Here is a 17,023-nt window from a genome sequence, read left to right as displayed (position 1 = left end):
ATAGAAACGCATTGCGCCGATCCGACCGGACCGGCGCAAGACGCAAGGCAACTTACTTCTTGTCGAACTCGACTTCGATGCTCAGCGCGACGTCGTCGCTGACCAGCGGGACGTACTTGCTGACGCCGAAGTCCGAACGCTTGATCGTCGTCGTGGCCGAGAAGCCCGTCTTGACGCTGCCCGGGGCGAAGCTGCCGCCGACGCCGTTGAAGGTCACGTCCAGCACGATCGGCTTGGTCACGCCGTGCAGGGTGAAGTCGCCATAGACCTTGCCGGTCTGGCCCGCGCCCGGCTCGACCTTGGTCGAGACGAAGGTGGCGGTCGGGAACTTGCCCGCTTCCAGCCAGCCGTCGCCGGCCAGTTCCTTGTTGAACTTCAGGCCGAACTCGTCGGCGCCGGTCGCGGTGTCGATCGAGCCCGGATCGACGGTCACCTTGATCTTGGCGTCCTGCGGAGCCTTGGGATCGTAGTCGAAGCTGGCGTCGACCTTGGTGAAGCGAAACTGGTAGTTCGAGAACCCCATGTGCTTGATCCTGCCCACGACCGAGGCGTGGGTCTTGTCGAGCACGTAGTGACCGGCCGGCAGGTCGGCGGGCTTGGTGGAGGTGACGCCCGGAGCGGCCAGGGCGGCCGGGGCGGCGAGCAAGGTCGCCGCGAGGGCGGCATAGGCGTAGGGACGGAACATCGGGATGTCTCTCCTTCGAACTAGAACAGGACTAGTTACGGTTCCCCGACTTAAGCACTCCACCATAGCTTTGAAGGGCCGCCGGATCACGAGATCGTTACCTGGCGAACAAATCTGTGGCCGGCTTGGCGCGCGTAGCCCGCAAGCCTAAAGAGAACGCCGATAACCTGGAGCTTCGTCGGCCATGACCTTCCGCCCCCCCGTCCGCGACCTCGCCTTTTCGCTGCGCCACGCGGCCGGCTTCGATCGCTTGGCCGACGCCTTTCCCGAGGCCGACGCGGACACCGTGGCGGCGGTGCTGGAGGCGGCCGGCGCCTTCGCCGCCGACGTGCTGGCCCCGCTGAACCGCCAGGGCGACCTGGTCGGGGCCAAGCTCGAGAACGGCGTCGTCCGCTGCGCTCCGGGCTTCGCGGACGCCTACAAGCAGTTCGCCGAGGGCGGCTGGGCCGGTCTCGCCGCCGCGCCCGAGCATGGCGGCCAGGGCCTGCCCAAGACGCTGGAAGTCGCCGTGCTGGAGATGATCCAGGCGGCCAACATGGCCTTCGGTCTCTGCCCGATGCTGAGCCTGGGCGCGATCGAGGCGCTGGATCACCACGGCTCGGACCGCCAGAAGGCGCTGTACCTGCCCAAGCTGGTGTCGGGCGAATGGACCGGCACCATGAACCTGACCGAGCCGCAGGCCGGCTCGGACCTCGCGGCCCTGACCACCGTGGCCACGCCGGACGGCGAGGGCGGCTGGCGGATCACCGGCCAGAAGATCTTCATCACCTGGGGCGACCACGACGCGGCCGATAACATCGTCCACCTCGTTTTGGCCCGCACGCCCGACGCCCCGCCCGGCGTGAAGGGCATCTCGCTGTTCCTGGCCCCCAAGGTGCTGGTCGATGACGACGGCAAGCTCGGCGAAGCCAACGCCCTGCGGGTCGGCGGCCTGGAGCACAAGCTAGGCATCCACGGCTCGCCCACCTGCGTGATGCTGTTCGAGGGCGCCAAGGCCGAGTTGGTCGGCGGCCTGGGTCAGGGCCTGCCCAACATGTTCACGATGATGAACGCCGCGCGCCTGCAGGTCGGCACGCAAGGCACGGCCATAGCCGAGCGCGCCTACCAGCAGGCCCTGGCCTTCTCGCAAGATCGCGCCCAGGGCCGCTCGGCCTGGACGCAGGCCTATCCCTCGCGCCTGTTCGACCATCCGGACGTTCGCCGCTCGCTGGTGCTGATGAAGGCCCATATCGAGGCCGCGCGCGGGATCTGCCTGTCGACCGCCGTCGCCGCCGACCTCTCCCGCGCCGCCGCCGACGAGACGACCCGGACAAGCGCCAAGCTGCGCGAGGAACTGCTGACGCCGATCGCCAAGGCCTGGTCGACCGACGTCGGTGTCTGGGTCGCCTCGCAAGGCGTCCAGATCCACGGCGGCATGGGCTTCATCGAGGAGACGGGCGCGGCCCAGCACTATCGCGACGCCCGCATCGCCCCGATCTATGAAGGCACGAACGGCATCCAGGCCATCGACCTGGTCGGTCGCAAGCTGTCGCTGGGCGAGGGCCAGGCCGTCGCCGACCTGATGGACGACATCCGCGACACGATCGAAGACCTGAAGAGCTCGGATCTGAAGGCCGTCGGCCTGCGCCTGGAGGCCGCCCTCGACGCCGCCGCCGGCGCCACGGCCTGGCTGGTCGAGCGTCGCGCCAAGGCCATGCCCGACGCCCTGTCGGGCGCCACCGCCTATCTGAAGCTGCTGGGCGACGTGGTCGGCGGCTGGATGCTGGCCAAGGGCGCCCTGGCGGCGGCGGGCGAGGCCGATGCGGCCTGGGCCGAAAGCAAGCGCGCCCTGGCCCGCGTCTTCGCCGAAAGCGTCCTGGCCCAGGTCCCCGGCGCGGCGGCGGGGGTCATGCTGGGCGCGGCGGACCTCGAGGCAATGACGCCAGAGGTGCTGGGGGCCTAGGGACAAGCAAACATCGTGTCATCCCGGCCGCAGCGAAGCGGACAGCCGGGATGACACGCTTGGTGGTGTGGGCTTCCCCCTACGCCTTGAAGAAGGCCAGCAGGTCGGGGTTGATCACCTCCGGGTGGGTGGACGCCATGCCGTGCGGCAGGCCCGGATAGGTCTTCAGCGTCCCCTTCTTGACCAGCTTGATGGCCAGGTGGGCGCTGTCGGCGATCGGGACGATCTGGTCGTCCTCGCCGTGCATGATCAGGACCGGGACATCGACCTTCTTGAGATCGTCGGTGAAGTCGGTCTCGGAGAAGGCCTTGATGCAGTCGTAGTGGGCCTTGGCGCCGCCGGCCATGCCCTGGCGCCACCAGTTGTCGATCAGGCCCTGGCTGACCTTCGCGCCGGGACGGTTGAAGCCGTAGAACGGGCCTTCGGGAACATCGCGGAAGAACTGGGCGCGGTTGGCCAGCAGGGCCGCGCGGAAGCCGTCGAAGACCTCCATCGGCAGACCGCCGGGATTGGCGGGCGTCTTCAGCATGATCGGCGGCACCGCGCCGATCAGCACCACCTTGGCGACCCGGCCAGGCTTGGCGCGAGCGGCGTAGTGGATCGCCTCGCCGCCGCCGGTCGAGTGGCCGACGTGAATGGCATTCTTCAGGTCCAGATGATCGGTCAGGGCGATGACGTCGGCGGCGTAGGTGTCCATCTCGTTGCCGGTGTCGGTCTGGGTCGAACGGCCGTGACCGCGGCGGTCATGGGCGATGACGCGATAGCCCTTGAGCAGGAAGAACATCATCTGGGCGTCCCAGTCGTCGGCGCTGAGCGGCCAGCCGTGGTGGAACACGATCGGCTGGGCGGTCTTGGGACCCCAGTCCTTGTAGAAGATCTGCACGCCGTCCTTGGTCGTGACATAGCCGCTCTGGGCGCGATCGGCGGCGGACGGCTTGGACGCGGCCTTCGTCGTCGCGGCCTGAGCGGCCAGGGGCGCGGCGGCGGCCGCGGCGGCGAGGCCGAGACCAGCGGTCATCAGCCCGCGGCGGGAAGCTTGGTTCGACTGGCTCATCATCATCCTCATTTCATTTTGCGACAACGATTATCGCGATAACGATATAGTTAGGCGCGAGCTTCGCCAGTGTCCAGAAGATTCCTTATCGCGATATCTTTTTTTACTGTGGGGTGCGCGCCGATGGAGGCGCTGGGCGAGCATACTCCATGCCACGCCCCGAAGCGTCGCCGAAAAACGGCGAGGACGTCCCTCCCCCGCGCGGCGGGGGAGGGGGAAGCGAAGCTTACAGCTGCTCCAGCAGGTACTCGGCCGACGAGACCTTGAACTGGCCGGCTTCTTCGACGTTCAGCTGGGTGACGACGCCGTCCTTGGCGATCAGCGAATAGCGCTGCGAGCGCGCGCCCATGCCGAACTTGCTGCCGTCGAAGTCGAGGCCGATGGCGCGGGTGAAGTCGCCGTTGCCGTCAGCCAGCAGCAGGACTTCGCCGTCGATGCCCTGGTCCTTGCCCCAGGCCTTCATCACGAAGACGTCGTTGACCGAGACGCAGGCGATCGCATCCACGCCCTTGGCCTTCAGCTCGGCGGCCTTCTCCTTGAAGCCCGGCAGGTGCTTGGCCGAGCAGGTCGGGGTGAAGGCGCCCGGCACGGCGAACAGCGCCACGGTCTTGCCCTTGAAGATGTCGTCGGTGCTGATCGGCGCCGGCCCTTCGGCCGTGCTGGTCATGAAAGTCGCCGCGGGCAGCGTGTCGCCAACCTTGATCGTCATGGGCCGTGTTCCTCTATTGTGCGTTTGGGAAGGTCTTGGAGATATCCCCGCGCCGCGCCACCGCCAAGCCGCCGTTTTTGAAAACCGACGACACGGATTCTGATCGTCGCGACTTGAAAGCGTCACACGGACGGCCAATGCTCTCGCCATGGCCAGCATGATCGACGACGAGGATGAAGGCGAGTTCCTGACGGGCCGTCTTCTGGTGGCGATGCCAGGCATCGAGGACCCACGCTTCGAGCGGGCCGTGCTCTATCTGTGCGCTCATGACGAGGAGCAGGCCATGGGCCTGGCGGTCAATCGCCCGGTCGAAGGCCTGACCGTGTTCGAGCTGCTGGAGCGGCTGGGCGTGAAGTCCGACATCCAGGCGCCGAGCGACCTGGTGCTGCTGGGCGGACCGATCGAACGCGAGCGCGGCTTTGTCCTGCATACCGACGACTTCCACTCGCCAGACTCCAGCCTGCCCATCGCCGAGGGGCTCAGCCTGACGGCCACCCGGGATGTGCTGGACGCCATGGCCAACCCGATGCGACGCCCGCGCAAGGCGATCCTGGCGCTAGGCTACGCCGGCTGGGGCCCTGGACAGCTGGAGCAGGAACTGCGCGACAACATCTGGCTGATCTGCGACGCCGACGAGGGTCTGCTGTTCGACGAGGACCACGAGCACAAGTGGACCCGGGCGCTGGCCAAGCTGGGGATCACGGCGGATCACCTGTCGGCGACGGCGGGGCGGGCTTGACATAGTTGCTCCACCGCGATGCGGGGGAGCTGTCGCGGAGCGACTGAGGGGGCAAGCTGGGCAAAGACGGCATTGGCCCCCTCCGGCCCTATGGGCCACCTCCCCCGCTACGCGAGGGAGGATCTAGATCCTTCAACCCCGCGCCTTCACCGGCGCGGCGCCGTCGACATAGGCCTCGTTCAGATAGACCTCGGCTTCCTGCGGCGACAGCGCCGGGGCGTAGCCGAAGCCCTGGCCGTAGTCGCAGCCCAGGCCCTGCAGCGCGCGGGCCATTTCGGCGTTCTCGACGCCCTCGGCGACGACTTCGAGATCGAGATCCTGGCCCAGCTTGACGACCGAGCGCACGATCTTGGCCGAGCCGGCGTTGGCGCCCATGGTCCGCACGAAGTAGCGGTCGATCTTCAGCGTGTCGAACGGCAGGCGCGTCAGATAGGACAGCGACGAGAAGCCGGTGCCGAAGTCGTCCAGCGCCAGGCCGGCGCCGGCCTCGCGCAGCGTCCGCAGCACGACGGCCGCGCGTTCGGGATCGCGCATGATGTCGCTTTCGGTGACCTCAAGCTTCAGCGCGCCGCGCGGCAGGTTGTTGTCGCGCAAGGTCTGGGCGACGTCGTCCACCAGGCCCGGACGATCGATCTCGCCGGTCGACAGGTTGACGCTGACGGTCATGGCGCTCATCGCCGGATGGCAGTCACGCCAGATCGACAGCTGGCGGGCGGCGGCGTGCATCATGTGCGCGCCCAGCTCGCTCATCAGCCCCATCTCTTCGATCAGCGGCAGGAACTCGTCCGGCGGCAGCATGCCCCGGCGCGGGTGGATCCAGCGGGCCAGGGCCTCGAAGCCGGACAGCGCGCCGGTCGACAGGCGCACCACGGGCTGGAAGTACGGAATGATCTCGCCGCGCCCGATGGCGCCGCGCAGGTCGGCCTCCAGCGCCAGGCGCGACAGGCCGTCGGTCTCCATCGAGCGGCCATAGGCGGCGGCCCCGCCGCGGCCGGCGGCGGCGGCGGCCTCGACGGCCAGCTCGGCGCGGCGCAGCAGTTCGGCCGGATCGGGCGCCTCATGCCCGCCCTCGGCCGAGACGGCGCCGACCGACAGCGTGGGGTGGATGTCGAAGCCGGCGATGCGCAGCGGCTGCTCCAGCGCCTCGCGCAGCATCTCGGCCGGCTCGTAACCGTCGGGCTTGCACAGCACGGCGAACTCGTCCTCGCCGATGCGGCCCAGCACCGCGTCGGCGGGGAAGGCAGCGATCAGGCGCGAGCCCAGGGCGGCCAGGACCAAGTCGGCGCGGTCATGGCCTAGCGCCTCGTTCAGGCGGCGCAAGCGGTCGAGGTCGGCGACGACCAGCTCATGCGCGCCCGGCTCGGCCAGACGCTCGCGAGCGCGGGTGATGAAACTGCGACGATCGAGCAGGCCGGTCAGGTCGCAGCGTTCGGAGGCGGCGAACTTGGTTTCGGCGGCGACCACGCCCGCGGCGCGCACGCCCTCCTCCAGCCAGACGCCGCGCCACAGGCAGACCTCGCCGCCGCGCACGCGGAAGCGGGCGACCACCGGCTGGCCAGGCTCACGGACTTTCAGGACTTCCTCGGCTTGGGCGCGGTCCTGCGGCAGGGCCAGGGCGCGGAAGGCGGCGGAAGAGCATTCGGGAGCCAAGGGGCCCAGGCCCAGGGCGCGGGCGGCGCCGTTCAGGCGCAGGCGATCGGATTCAGGCTCCCAGATCCAAAGCGCGACATCGGCCCCGCCCAACGCTTCGAGCGTCGCGGTCGTGTCCCAAATCCGCCGTTCGCCTGTCCGAAAAGACATTCCCGTCCCGCCGCGTCGGCCGCAGTCGCCCTAACTCACTCGGGCGCCACCAAGCCGAACAGACGATGGTCTCGCCAATCGCCGTTAATTTTCAAATAAGCGCGGGCGTATCCTTCCTCGGAAAAGCCACATTTCAGCAGAAGCGCGGCCGAGGGCGCGTTCTCCGGCATGCACGCGGCCTCCAGCCGATGAAGGCCTAAGCCCTTGAAGGCGAAGCGGATCAGGGTCTCGACGGCGTCGCGCGTGTGGCCTTGGCGCGCGAAGGGCTGGCCGATCCAGTAGCCGATGGTCCCCGTCTGGGCGACGCCACGCCGCACGTGGAAAAGGCGCACGCCGCCGACCAGGGCGTCGTCGGCGCGTCGGAAGACGAAGAACGGATAGGCCTCGTCCAGCTCCATCTCGCGCGCATAGGCCGCCAGGCGCGCCCGGAACGCGGCGCGGGTCAGGTCATGTTCCGGCCAGACCGGCTCCCACGGCTCCAGGAACGATCGCGACCGCCCCCGCAAGCTGGCCCAGGCGCGATGGTCGCTCGCCTTCGGCGGCCGCAGATAGACGGCGCGGCCTTGCAGACGGAGCGCGGGGCGGGGCCTGAGGAACGACGGGAGCATCGGCGCGTCCTCCGATGTCAGGCGGCGGAGAATAGCGTCTTGTCGAACGCCTCGCCCGCCTTCAGCGAGGTCTTGGCGCCCAGCACCGCCGAGGCGACACGCCGGCCGGACAGCAGCCGGCGGCCTAGCCGCGCCACGTCGGCGGCCGTCACCGCGTCCACCTCGGCGGCCAGCTCCGACGGCGCATAGAGGCGATCGAACAGCAGCACCTGCCCCGCCCCCTGCTCGGCGCGCGACAGCGGCTGCTCGCGGGCCATGAACATGTGGGCCTTCAGCTGGGCCTTGGCGCGGGCCAGTTCGGCGTCGTCGATATGCGCGACCAGCTTGGTGAGTTCGCCGGCGCAGACCTTGGCCGTCTCGACCGCGTCCGACGCCGCGCAGCCGGCGTAGATGCCCAGCGCGCCGTGGTCGGCATAGGTGTCGGCATAGGCGTCGATGTTGTAGGCGAGGCCGCGCTTCTCGCGCGCCTCCTGGAACAGGCGCGAGGACATGCCCCCGCCCAGCACCTCGGCGAAGATGCGCAGGGCGAAATAGTCCCGGTCGCGCGACCCGCAGGCGGGCAGCATGAAGACGAGGTGGCTCTGTTCCAGCTTGCGGGCCTCGGCCTGCGGACCGCCCACGAAGTCGGCGGCTTGCGGAACCGCCGCGCCTGGCTCCGCCGGCAGGTCGCCGAACGCGCGCTCGGCGGCGGCCATCAGCTCGGCCTCCTCGACCGCGCCGGTGGCGCTGATCACCAGCCGATCGGCGGCGTAGAGCGCGGCGCGCCACTCGGACAGGGCCTCGACGTTGGCGGCCTCGACCGTCGCGTCGCTGCCCAGGATGGGCCGGCCCACCGGATGGTCGCCCCAGCTGGCCCGCTGGATCAGGTCGAAGACGTAGTCGTCGGGCGCGTCGGCGGCCTCGGCGATCTCCTGGGCGACAACCTGCTTTTCGCGGGTCAAGTCGGCGGGATCGAGCGTCGGACGCCGCACGAGGTCGGCGATGACGTCCATGCCGAGGTCCAGGCCGCCGCGCAGCGCCCGCACCTGGAAGCTGGTGCGCTCATAGCCCGTGGCGGCGTTGATCGAGCCGCCGGCGCTTTCGATCACCTCGACGATGTCGCGGGCCGAGCGCTGGCCCGCGCCCTTGAACACCATGTGCTCCAGAAGATGGGACCAGCCCGACCGGGCGGGATCCTCATAGGCCGCGCCGCGGCCGGCCACCACGCTGAGCGCCAGGGTCTCGAGGCCCGGCATCGGATCACAGACGACGCGGACGCCGTTCTTCAGGGTGCGGAGGGTGGCGGTCATTCAGCTCATTATTGTCCTCACCCGTGCAACGGGGGAGGTGGATCGCTGCGGATACGCAGCGAGACGGTGGGGGCGCTGATATAGGCTCAAAGCGCCCCCACCACCAGCTTCGCTGGTCCCCCTCCCCCGTTTCACGGGTGAGGAGAAGATCAGGTCGTGGCCGCGAAGGTGCGCACGAAGGCTTTCACGGCCGCGCCGTCGGCGGGCAGGCGCTCGAACTTCTCCGGCTTCTTGGAGAGGTCCGGCGTGGCGCGCGGCGTGACCGGCGGGACGCCGGTGGCGGCCTCGACGGCTTCAGGGAACTTGGCCGGGTGAGCGGTCGACAGCACCACGACCGGCACCGACGGCTTGACGTCGACGCCGCGCGCGGCGGCGAGGCCCACGGCGGTGTGGGGATCGACGATCTCGCCGGTCTCGTTCAGCGTCGAGAGCATGGTCTTGGCGGTGTCGGCCTCGCTGACAGAGGCGCCGCGGAACAGCTCGCGCATCCAGGCGTGGGCGGCGGGCGGGATGTCCAGCAGGCCGGTGTCGGCGAAGGCGCGGAAGGCGCGCTCGGTCTCGGTGGCGTCGCGGCGCACGGCCTCGAAATAGAGGCGCTCGAAGTTGCTGGCGACCTGGATATCCATCGCCGGGCTCTGGGTCGCGGCCACCGCGCCGCGCGCATAGCGGCCGGTCTCGAAGGCCCGGGCCAGGATGTCGTTGGAGTTGGTCGCCGCCGTGATCGAGCAGATCGGCAGGCCCAGCTTCTTGGCGACGAAGGCGGCGTAGGCGTCGCCGAAGTTGCCGGTCGGCACCACGAAGGCCACTTCGCGGGCCGGCGCGCCCAGGGCGACGGCGGCGGTGAAGTAGTAGACGCTCTGGGCCGCGATCCGGGCCCAGTTGATCGAGTTGACGCCCGACAGGTCGACGCCGTGGCGGAACTGGTCGTCCTGGAACGCCTGCTTGACGATCGCCTGACAGTCGTCGAACGAGCCCAGCACCGAGATGCAGGCGACATTGGCGTCGGTCGCCGTCGTCATGAACCGACGCTGCACGGCGCTGATCCTGCCTTCGGGGAAGAGGGCGACGATGCGGGCGTTCTTGCGGCCGCGGAAGGCCTCGACGGCCGCGCCGCCGGTGTCGCCAGAGGTGGCGCAGATGATGGTCATCTTCCGCGACTGGCGCTCGAGCACGTAGTCGTAGAGGCGGCCCAAGAGCTGCATCGCGACATCTTTGAAAGCCAGGGTCGGGCCGTGGAACAGCTCCAGCAGGAACTGATTGGGACGCAGCTGCTTCAGCGGGACGACGGCGGTGTGGGCGAAGGTGGCGTAGGCCTCCTCGCACATCTGGGCCAGGTCTTCCTTGGGGATGTCGTCGCCGACGAACTTGCCGACCACGGCCGCCGCGACCTCGGCGTAGGTCTTGCCGGCGAAGGCCGCGATCTCGGACGAGCGGAAGCTCGGCCACTCGGACGGCACATACAGGCCGCCGTCGGGGGCCAGGCCGGCCAGCACCGCATCCAGGAAGCCGATGGGCGCGGACTGCCCGCGGGTAGACACGTAACGCATCAGGGTCTCACTCTTCGCCAGAGCATGGCGGCATAGATAAACAGCAGGGTTACGGCAAGACCAAACCACGTCAGGGCGTATTCGAGGTGCCGATTGGAAATTTCTGCCGGAAGCGGCGCCGGAGAGATCCCGGCCGGCGCGGGGGTCTCGGTCTCGGCCATCAGCACCAGGGGCGCGGGCTTGCGGCCGGGGAAGCGCTCCAGCACCTTGGCGCGGTCGCCGCCCAGCTGGGCGATCGGCGTCAGCACGCCGACGACCCGGCGCGGCGGGTCGAACGCGCGCTGCGGCGGCGCGACCTGGCCGTTCAGGACTGGGACCAGGCCCCGGTCGATCAGGATCATGTTGTAGGGGCCGGCCAGCACGGCGCACGGCGCCTGGGCGCGCCAGACCACGTCGCCGTCACGGACGCCGTAGACCAGCGGCAGCGGCTCGCCGGCGACATCGCCGCAATCGACGCTGACGCGGGTCCAGGCCAGGTCCTCGGGACGGGCCTTTTCGGTCAGCACCTGGACCAGCGGCATGGCCGGCGCGGTCTTCAGGGCCTCGATCCGCGCCAGGACGCCTTGCTTCCAATGCAGTCGCTGGACCTGCCAGGCCCCCAGGCCGCAGAGGATGGCGAAGGCGACCGCCGTGGCGATGGTCAGGCCGGCCGGGAAGCCGGCCTTCTTGGGCGAGACGTCAGACATGGTCACGGCCGGCCTCGGAAGCCTTCTGCGCGACCTGGGCGGCGACCATAAGCCCCTTGGCCGGCCGCATCAGCCCCAGGGTGATCACGAAGACCGCCGGCAGCCAGACCAGCAGCAGCAGCCAGACGGGCCAGTTCCAGGCGAACATCGAGAACAGCGCCCCGAAGGCGCAGACGGTCCCGGCGATCAGGATCACGAAGGTCGCCGCGCCGTCGCCAGTCTCGTACTTGCCCAGCTCGAAGCCGCAGGCCTCGCAGACCGGAGCCACCTTGAGGAAGCCGTCGAACAGATAGCCCTCGCCGCAGTGGGGGCACAGGCCGCGCGCGCCGGCGGCGTAGGGGTTGGTCTTGGTCATGACCTAAGCCTTTAAACGAAAAAGGCCCGGAACGCTGATCGGCGTTCCGGGCCCCTCGGGATCTTTCGATCTAGTGGGCCGAGGCCCCGAAGATCACGTAGATGAACGCGAACAGGAACAGCCAGACGACGTCGACGAAGTGCCAGTACCAGGCGGCCGCTTCGAAGCCGAAGTGCTGCTTGGGCGTGAAGGCGCCGTTCATCAGGCGGATCAGGCAGACGATCAGGAAGAGCGTGCCGACGAACACGTGGAAGCCGTGGAAGCCGGTGGCCAGGAAGAAGGTCGAACCATAGAGGCCCGAGTTGGCGGCCGCTTCCGAATAGAACAGCTGCTCGTGATTGATGTGGCTGTACTCATAGACCTGGATGGTCGTGAACAGCACGCCCAGCAGGATGGTCAGGATCAGACCCCACTTGGCGCCCTTGCGGTCGCCGACCTGCAGCGCGTGGTGCGCCCAGGTCACGGTCGTGCCCGACAGCAGCAGGGTCAGGGTGTTGACCAGCGGCAGGTGCCAGGGCGAGACGGTCTCGACGCCGGCGGGCGGCCAGGTGGCCCAGGCGGTGCGGACTTCCTCGATCGCCGACAGCGTGCGGTGATGATGGAACAGCGCCATCTCGAAGAACATCCAGAACCACGCCACGAAGAACATCACTTCCGAGGCGATGAACAGGATCATGCCGTAGCGCAGGCCGATCGAGACGACCGGGGTGTGGTCGCCGGCCTTGGCTTCCTTGGCCACGTCCGACCACCAGCCGAACATGGTGTAGAGCACGCCCGCGATGCCGGCGGCGAAAATGGCCCAGTTGCCCTTCTCGATACCCAGGACGCCGCCCTTGATCCAGCCGATCAAGCCGATGGCCATGACGGTCGCGGCCATCGAGCCGACGAACGGCCAGGGGCTGGGCGGAAGGATGTGGTAGTCGTGTTTGACGGCGCCGGCCATGTTGCTGCTAACCCTTATATCCCTCTGAGCGCGGCGCTGGTCCCCCCTCGCCGCGATCTTGTTGAATCTATAGCCCTCTCGACGGCTTGCCGCCAAGAGGTTCGACGATGCGGGGCGTCGTCGCGGCCGCGACTTGGCCCGTCTTGCCTTTGCCGTCTTCGACGGCCGGGAAGAACGTGTAGCTGAGCGTGATTTCGCTCTTGCCCTTGGTCTCGGGATCGTCCGCGAATTGGGGATCCACGAAGTAGACGACCGGGAACTCCACCGTCTGGTGGGGCTGGATCGTCTGGTTGGAGAAGCAGAAGCACTCCAGCTTCTGGAAGTATGGCCCCGCCGACTCCGGCACCACGTTGTACAGCGCCCGGCCGGTGATCGGCTTGTCGGTCGGATTGGTGACCTTGAAGAAGGCCAGGCCCGTATCGCCGATGCGGACGTCCTGGCTGGCCTGCATCGTCTGGAACCGCCAGGGCAGGTCGCGGAGATTGGCGTCGAAGCGGATGGTGACCTTGCGGTCCAGGATCCGCGTCGGCTTGGCCACGGCCTTGCGGACCGTGCCGTCGAAACCGGTGACCTGGCAGAACAGCTTGTACAGCGGCACGGCGGCGTAGGCCGCGCCGACCATGCCGAAGAAGGCCGCCGCGCAGATCAGAGCCACCCGGCCGTTGCGGCGGGCCATGGCTTCCTGCGGGGTCAGCGGCCCCTTGCCCGCCTTCGGGGACGCCTTAGGGGTGCGGGTGAACATTGCCGGCAAGCCTCACCAGGGTGACCACGAACACCAGCACGACGAAGGCCGCCAGACCCAGGCCGATGGCGATGTTGCGGCCATCGCGCGCCTTCTTGGCGGCCAGCTTCTCGGCGTCCTTGTCGATCGACTTGTTCACTTCAGAAGCTCCAGCGCCCGGACGCCCATGACGGCCTCGCCCAGCAAGGCGGCGAACAGGGCGAACAGGTAAAGAATCGAGAAGGCGAACAGATTGCGCGCGGCCTTGGCGCCGGCGGCGCGTTCGTCTTCGGTGACTTCGTAGAGCGCTCGGTCCGCCACGCGCGGATCGGCCGCGTCGCCGGCCTTGCTGGCGAAGACCCGCGCCGCCAGCAGCAGGAACACGGCGCCGCCCAGAGCCGCGACGGCCAGATAGAACGGACCGCCCAGGCCCGTCAGGACGGGCGCCAGGCAGATCGGGACGAAGACCAGGCTGTAGAGCAGGATCTGCTTGCGGGTCTCGCGCGCGCCCTTGACCACCGGCAGCATGGGCACGCCGGCCTTGGCGTAGTCGGTGGTGACGTACAGCGACAGCGCCCAGAAGTGGGGCGGGGTCCAGAAGAAGATGATGGCGACCATCAGCCAGGCGTTCAGCGGCGCATGACCGGTCGCGGCCGCCCAGCCGATCGCGGGCGGCAGGGCGCCGGCGAGGCCGCCGATGACGATGTTCTGCGCCGTCCAGCGCTTGAGCCACATCGTGTAGACGACGGCGTAGAAGATGATGGTGAAGGCCAGCAGGCCCGCCGCGAACCAGTTGATCGCGAAGCCCAGGAACATCACCGAGAGCAGGCTAAGGACCACGCCCAGCGAGGCGGCCTCCTCGCCCTTGACCTTGCCGGCCGGAACCGGACGGCCGCGGGTGCGGCGCATCTGCTGGTCGATGTCGGCGTCGTACCACATGTTCAGCGCGCCCGAGGCGCCGGCCCCGATCGCGATGCACAGCACCGCCACCGCGCCCAGGATCGGATGGATCGGGGCGCGGGCGGCCAGAAGCCCCGTCAGGCCGGTGAAGACCACAAGCGACATGACGCGCGGCTTCATCAGCTGGAAATAGTCCTGCCAGCGCGCGGCTTGCGAGGCGTCCGCCGTCGAGGTCGAGGCGGTTTCCGGGGTCATGGCGGCGGTCTTCATCGGTGTACGATACTGAGCTTTTCTGTCTCGCTCGATGGGCGAAGGGCGCGGCCAAGACCCTGCTTGGATCCCGACCGCGCCCCCGCTTGGTCCAGTCCGGACGACCCTCTTAGTGGTGGTCGTCCGCCTTGATCACCGGCGGTTCGCTGAACTGGTGGAACGGCGGCGGCGAGGACAGGGTCCATTCCAGCGTGGTGGCGCCTTCGCCCCACGGATTGGCCTCGGCCTTGCGACGACGGATCGCCGCTTCGATCAGCACCAGCATGAAGATGGCGACGCCGACGACGGTGATCATGTAGCCGACCGACGAGACGTAGTTCCACTTCGCGAAGGCTTCCGGATAGTCGATGTAGCGACGCGGCATGCCCTGCAGGCCCAGGAAGTGCTGCGGGAAGAACACCAGGTTCACGCCGACGAACATCACCCAGAAGTGGGTCGCGCCGAGGAACTCGTTGTACTTCACGCCCCACATCTTCTCGAACCAGTAGTAGAAGCCCGCGAAGATGGCGAAGACCGCGCCCAGCGACAGCACGTAGTGGAAGTGGGCCACCACGTAGTAGGTGTCGTGCAGGCTGTAGTCGATGCCGGCGTTCGACAGGACGACGCCGGTGACGCCGCCGACCGTGAACAGGAAGATGAAGCCGATGGCCCACAGCATCGGCGTCTTGAAGTCCAGCGAGCCGCCCCACATCGTGGCGATCCAGCTGAAGATCTTCACGCCGGTCGGGACGGCGATGATCATCGTGGCGGCCACGAAGTAGGCGCGCAGGTTGATGCTCATGCCGACGGTGTACATGTGGTGCGCCCACACGACGAAGCCGACGAAGCCGATGGCGACCATCGCGTAGGCCATCGCCAGGTAGCCGAACACCGGCTTCTTGGAGAAGGTCGAGACGATGTGGCTGATGATGCCAAAGCCCGGCAGGATCAGGATGTACACTTCCGGGTGGCCGAAGAACCAGAACAGGTGCTGGAACATGACGGGGTCGCCGCCGGCGGCCGGGTCGAAGAAGTGGGTGCCGAAGTTGCGGTCGGTCAGCAGCATGGTGATGGCGCCGGCCAGGACGGGCAGCGACAGCAGAAGCAGGAAGGCGGTGATCAGCACCGACCAGGCGAACAGCGGCATGCGGTGCAGGGTCATGCCCGGCGCGCGCATGTTGAAGATCGTGGTGATGAAGTTGATCGCGCCCAGGATCGACGACGCGCCGGCCAGGTGGAGCGACAGGATCGCCAGGTCCATGGCCGGACCCTTGTGGCCGATCGTGGACAGCGGCGGATAGATCGTCCAGCCGCCGCCGAAGCCGTGGCCCGGGCCGCCGTCGACGAACATCGACACGCAGAGCAGGATCCAGGCGGCGACCAGCAGCCAGAACGAGATGTTGTTCATCCGCGGGAAGGCCATATCCGGCGCGCCGATCATGATCGGCACGAACCAGTTGCCGAAGCCGCCGATCATGGCGGGCATGACCATGAAGAAGATCATGATCAGGGCGTGGGCGGTGACCACGGCGTTGTAGCCGTGCTTGCCCTTGAACAGGCCCATCTGAGCCAGCAGGCCGGTGTCGGAGAACACCTGGATGCCCGGCTCCATCAGCTCCCAGCGGATCAGACCCGACAAGGCGCCGCCGACGATGCCCGCCATGATGGCGAACAGGATGTACAGCGTGCCGATGTCCTTGTGGTTCGTCGAGAAGAACCAGCGGGCGAAAAAGGGCGGCTTGTGATCGGCGTCGTGGCCGTCGTGGTGGTCGATGTCAGCGGCGTGAGCCATCGGACTTTATCCTGCGAGTTCTTAAGCCGCCGGCGCGGCGGGCGCCGCGGCCGGAGCGGAAGCGGGAGCGGCGGCCGGGGTCGCGGCCGGAGTCGCGGCGGCCGGGGCGGCCTCGGCGGGGGCGGCGGCCGGAGCCGGCGGGGCCGTCTTCGACTTCACCCAGGTGTCGAACTGAGCCTGAGTCACCACCCGGATCTCGATCGGCATGTTGGCGTGGTCGACGCCGCACAGCTCCGAGCACTGACCGTAGAAGACGCCGGTCTTCTCGGCCTTGAACCAGGTTTCGTTCAGGCGGCCGGGGATGGCGTCGGTCTTCAGGCCGAAGGCCGGCAGGGCGAACGAGTGGATCACGTCGGCGCCGGTGACCTGCACGCGGACGACCTTGCCCACGGGAACGACCATGGCGTTGTCGGCGGCCAGCAGATACGGGACCTTCTTGGCGGTCGCCTGCTCCTTGGTGAGCGGCAGCGACACGATCTCGCTGATCTTCTGGTCGGGATATTCGTAGCCCCAGTACCACTGATAGCCCGTGGCCTTCACGGTCATGTAGGGCTTGGGCATGTCGTTGTAGTGGAACAGCAGCCGGAACGAGAAGATGGCGATGACCATCAGGATCAGCACCGGCACCAGGGTCCAGATGATCTCGATCGTGGTGTTGTGGCTGAACTTGGCCGGAACCGGGTTCGCCTTCTTGTTGTAGCGGACGATGATCCAGATCAGCAGGCCCAGCACCAGCAGGGTGATGGCCGTGATGATCGGCAGCAGGATCACGTTGTGGAACCAGATCGCGTGGTGCTTCAGCTCCGACGCGGCCGGTTGCAGATCGATCGCCCCCGGCGTCGGCTGCCCCAAAAGATCCTCGGCGAGGGCGTGCCCCGCGAAAACGACACTGGCGGCGAGCGCGCTGGCGCCCGTCAAGACCCGCCGAATCCCCGAAAATTGCGCCTTCATATCCCTCACGGCCCGTTTCGGCGGCGATTTGGCGTTGACCGTTTGACGTCGAT

17 protein-coding genes are annotated in these 17,023 nt (G+C 68.2%); 2 read left to right on the top strand and 15 right to left on the bottom strand.

Translation table 11 applies throughout. The annotated features are described in order from the left end of the window. Positions 1-52: 52 nt before the first annotated feature. Positions 53-685 carry a YceI family protein gene (locus CSW60_RS13000; protein ID WP_099537786.1) on the bottom strand — a complete coding sequence of 211 codons (633 nt, stop codon included), beginning with the start codon at positions 683-685 and terminating at the stop codon, positions 53-55. Between the two features lie 184 nt (positions 686-869). Between CSW60_RS13000 and CSW60_RS12995 the strand changes: the two genes are divergently transcribed. Next, complete coding sequence (locus CSW60_RS12995; RefSeq protein WP_099537785.1) at positions 870-2,627, top strand: acyl-CoA dehydrogenase; 1,758 nt, start codon at positions 870-872, stop codon at positions 2,625-2,627. Positions 2,628-2,706: 79 nt separating this feature from the next. Here CSW60_RS12995 and CSW60_RS12990 read toward each other — a convergent pair whose 3' ends face one another. Next, positions 2,707-3,681, bottom strand: a complete 975-nt coding sequence (locus CSW60_RS12990; RefSeq protein ID WP_201723054.1) for an alpha/beta fold hydrolase — start codon at positions 3,679-3,681, stop codon at positions 2,707-2,709. 226 nt (positions 3,682-3,907) lie between these two features. Next, entirely contained in the window at positions 3,908-4,390 is a 483-nt protein-coding gene (locus CSW60_RS12985; protein ID WP_099537784.1) for a peroxiredoxin, read from the bottom strand. Positions 4,391-4,538: 148 nt separating this feature from the next. On the opposite strand from CSW60_RS12985, the gene CSW60_RS12980 reads away from it, so the two are divergent. After that, positions 4,539-5,129, top strand: a complete 591-nt coding sequence (locus CSW60_RS12980) for a YqgE/AlgH family protein (RefSeq protein ID WP_099537783.1) — start codon at positions 4,539-4,541, stop codon at positions 5,127-5,129. A 132-nt stretch (positions 5,130-5,261) separates the two neighbouring features. Here the strand turns inward: CSW60_RS12980 and CSW60_RS12970 are convergent, their stop codons facing one another. The 12 genes from CSW60_RS12970 to coxB form a co-directional block, all read right to left on the bottom strand. Beyond that, positions 5,262-6,929, bottom strand: coding sequence for a bifunctional diguanylate cyclase/phosphodiesterase (locus CSW60_RS12970; RefSeq protein ID WP_099537782.1), 1,668 nt, complete (start codon positions 6,927-6,929; stop codon positions 5,262-5,264). 35 nt (positions 6,930-6,964) lie between these two features. Beyond that, positions 6,965-7,537 carry a GNAT family N-acetyltransferase gene (locus tag CSW60_RS12965; protein WP_099537781.1) on the bottom strand — a complete coding sequence of 191 codons (573 nt, stop codon included), beginning with the start codon at positions 7,535-7,537 and terminating at the stop codon, positions 6,965-6,967. A gap of 17 nt (positions 7,538-7,554) precedes the next feature. Beyond that, positions 7,555-8,826 carry a pitrilysin family protein gene (locus CSW60_RS12960; protein WP_099537780.1) on the bottom strand — a complete coding sequence of 424 codons (1,272 nt, stop codon included), beginning with the start codon at positions 8,824-8,826 and terminating at the stop codon, positions 7,555-7,557. A 149-nt stretch (positions 8,827-8,975) separates the two neighbouring features. Continuing rightward, entirely contained in the window at positions 8,976-10,373 is a 1,398-nt protein-coding gene (gene thrC / locus CSW60_RS12955; RefSeq protein ID WP_099537779.1) for a threonine synthase, read from the bottom strand. Next, on the bottom strand, positions 10,373-11,059 hold the full coding sequence (locus CSW60_RS12950) for an SURF1 family protein (RefSeq protein WP_099537778.1): 687 nt from the start codon (positions 11,057-11,059) through the stop codon (positions 10,373-10,375). The genes thrC and CSW60_RS12950 overlap by 1 nt, the downstream gene beginning before the upstream one ends. Then, complete coding sequence (locus tag CSW60_RS12945) at positions 11,052-11,414, bottom strand: DUF983 domain-containing protein (RefSeq protein WP_099537777.1); 363 nt, start codon at positions 11,412-11,414, stop codon at positions 11,052-11,054. The genes CSW60_RS12950 and CSW60_RS12945 overlap by 8 nt, the downstream gene beginning before the upstream one ends. 70 nt (positions 11,415-11,484) lie before the next feature. Then, positions 11,485-12,357, bottom strand: coding sequence for a cytochrome c oxidase subunit 3 (locus CSW60_RS12940; protein ID WP_099537776.1), 873 nt, complete (start codon positions 12,355-12,357; stop codon positions 11,485-11,487). A gap of 67 nt (positions 12,358-12,424) precedes the next feature. Next, positions 12,425-13,099, bottom strand: a complete 675-nt coding sequence (locus CSW60_RS12935; protein ID WP_201723053.1) for a cytochrome c oxidase assembly protein — start codon at positions 13,097-13,099, stop codon at positions 12,425-12,427. Continuing rightward, a complete protein-coding gene (locus CSW60_RS23680) occupies positions 13,080-13,238 on the bottom strand; it encodes a hypothetical protein (RefSeq protein ID WP_099537775.1) in 159 nt (52 codons plus the stop codon). The genes CSW60_RS12935 and CSW60_RS23680 overlap by 20 nt, the downstream gene beginning before the upstream one ends. Next, entirely contained in the window at positions 13,235-14,248 is a 1,014-nt protein-coding gene (locus tag CSW60_RS12925) for a heme o synthase (RefSeq protein ID WP_201723052.1), read from the bottom strand. Before CSW60_RS12925 ends, CSW60_RS23680 begins: the two co-directional genes overlap by 4 nt. A gap of 109 nt (positions 14,249-14,357) precedes the next feature. Continuing rightward, on the bottom strand, positions 14,358-16,019 hold the full coding sequence (ctaD, locus tag CSW60_RS12920) for a cytochrome c oxidase subunit I (protein ID WP_099537774.1): 1,662 nt from the start codon (positions 16,017-16,019) through the stop codon (positions 14,358-14,360). A 21-nt stretch (positions 16,020-16,040) separates the two neighbouring features. Further along, complete coding sequence (gene coxB / locus CSW60_RS12915) at positions 16,041-16,970, bottom strand: cytochrome c oxidase subunit II (RefSeq protein ID WP_099537773.1); 930 nt, start codon at positions 16,968-16,970, stop codon at positions 16,041-16,043. Positions 16,971-17,023 lie beyond the last annotated feature (53 nt).

The organism is Caulobacter sp. X (genome assembly GCF_002742635.1).
Lineage (GTDB): Bacteria > Pseudomonadota > Alphaproteobacteria > Caulobacterales > Caulobacteraceae > Caulobacter.
The sequence above is the reverse complement of the archived record's forward strand: the minus strand, read 5'-3'. Positions and strand labels throughout refer to the sequence as shown.

What these genes read in the sequence shown, in the direction of transcription:
- CSW60_RS13000 (WP_099537786.1), bottom strand. Translation starts at nt 685, where the DNA reads ATGTTCCGTCCCTACGCCTATGCCGCCCTCGCGGCGACCTTGCTCGCC.
- CSW60_RS12995 (WP_099537785.1), top strand. Translation starts at nt 870, where the DNA reads ATGACCTTCCGCCCCCCCGTCCGCGACCTCGCCTTTTCGCTGCGCCAC.
- CSW60_RS12990 (WP_201723054.1), bottom strand. Translation starts at nt 3,681, where the DNA reads ATGAGCCAGTCGAACCAAGCTTCCCGCCGCGGGCTGATGACCGCTGGT.
- CSW60_RS12985 (WP_099537784.1), bottom strand. Translation starts at nt 4,390, where the DNA reads ATGACGATCAAGGTTGGCGACACGCTGCCCGCGGCGACTTTCATGACC.
- CSW60_RS12980 (WP_099537783.1), top strand. Translation starts at nt 4,539, where the DNA reads ATGGCCAGCATGATCGACGACGAGGATGAAGGCGAGTTCCTGACGGGC.
- CSW60_RS12970 (WP_099537782.1), bottom strand. Translation starts at nt 6,929, where the DNA reads ATGTCTTTTCGGACAGGCGAACGGCGGATTTGGGACACGACCGCGACG.
- CSW60_RS12965 (WP_099537781.1), bottom strand. Translation starts at nt 7,537, where the DNA reads ATGCTCCCGTCGTTCCTCAGGCCCCGCCCCGCGCTCCGTCTGCAAGGC.
- CSW60_RS12960 (WP_099537780.1), bottom strand. Translation starts at nt 8,826, where the DNA reads ATGACCGCCACCCTCCGCACCCTGAAGAACGGCGTCCGCGTCGTCTGT.
- thrC (WP_099537779.1), bottom strand. Translation starts at nt 10,373, where the DNA reads ATGCGTTACGTGTCTACCCGCGGGCAGTCCGCGCCCATCGGCTTCCTG.
- CSW60_RS12950 (WP_099537778.1), bottom strand. Translation starts at nt 11,059, where the DNA reads ATGTCTGACGTCTCGCCCAAGAAGGCCGGCTTCCCGGCCGGCCTGACC.
- CSW60_RS12945 (WP_099537777.1), bottom strand. Translation starts at nt 11,414, where the DNA reads ATGACCAAGACCAACCCCTACGCCGCCGGCGCGCGCGGCCTGTGCCCC.
- CSW60_RS12940 (WP_099537776.1), bottom strand. Translation starts at nt 12,357, where the DNA reads ATGGCCGGCGCCGTCAAACACGACTACCACATCCTTCCGCCCAGCCCC.
- CSW60_RS12935 (WP_201723053.1), bottom strand. Translation starts at nt 13,099, where the DNA reads ATGTTCACCCGCACCCCTAAGGCGTCCCCGAAGGCGGGCAAGGGGCCG.
- CSW60_RS12925 (WP_201723052.1), bottom strand. Translation starts at nt 14,248, where the DNA reads ATGAAGACCGCCGCCATGACCCCGGAAACCGCCTCGACCTCGACGGCG.
- ctaD (WP_099537774.1), bottom strand. Translation starts at nt 16,019, where the DNA reads ATGGCTCACGCCGCTGACATCGACCACCACGACGGCCACGACGCCGAT.
- coxB (WP_099537773.1), bottom strand. Translation starts at nt 16,970, where the DNA reads ATGAAGGCGCAATTTTCGGGGATTCGGCGGGTCTTGACGGGCGCCAGC.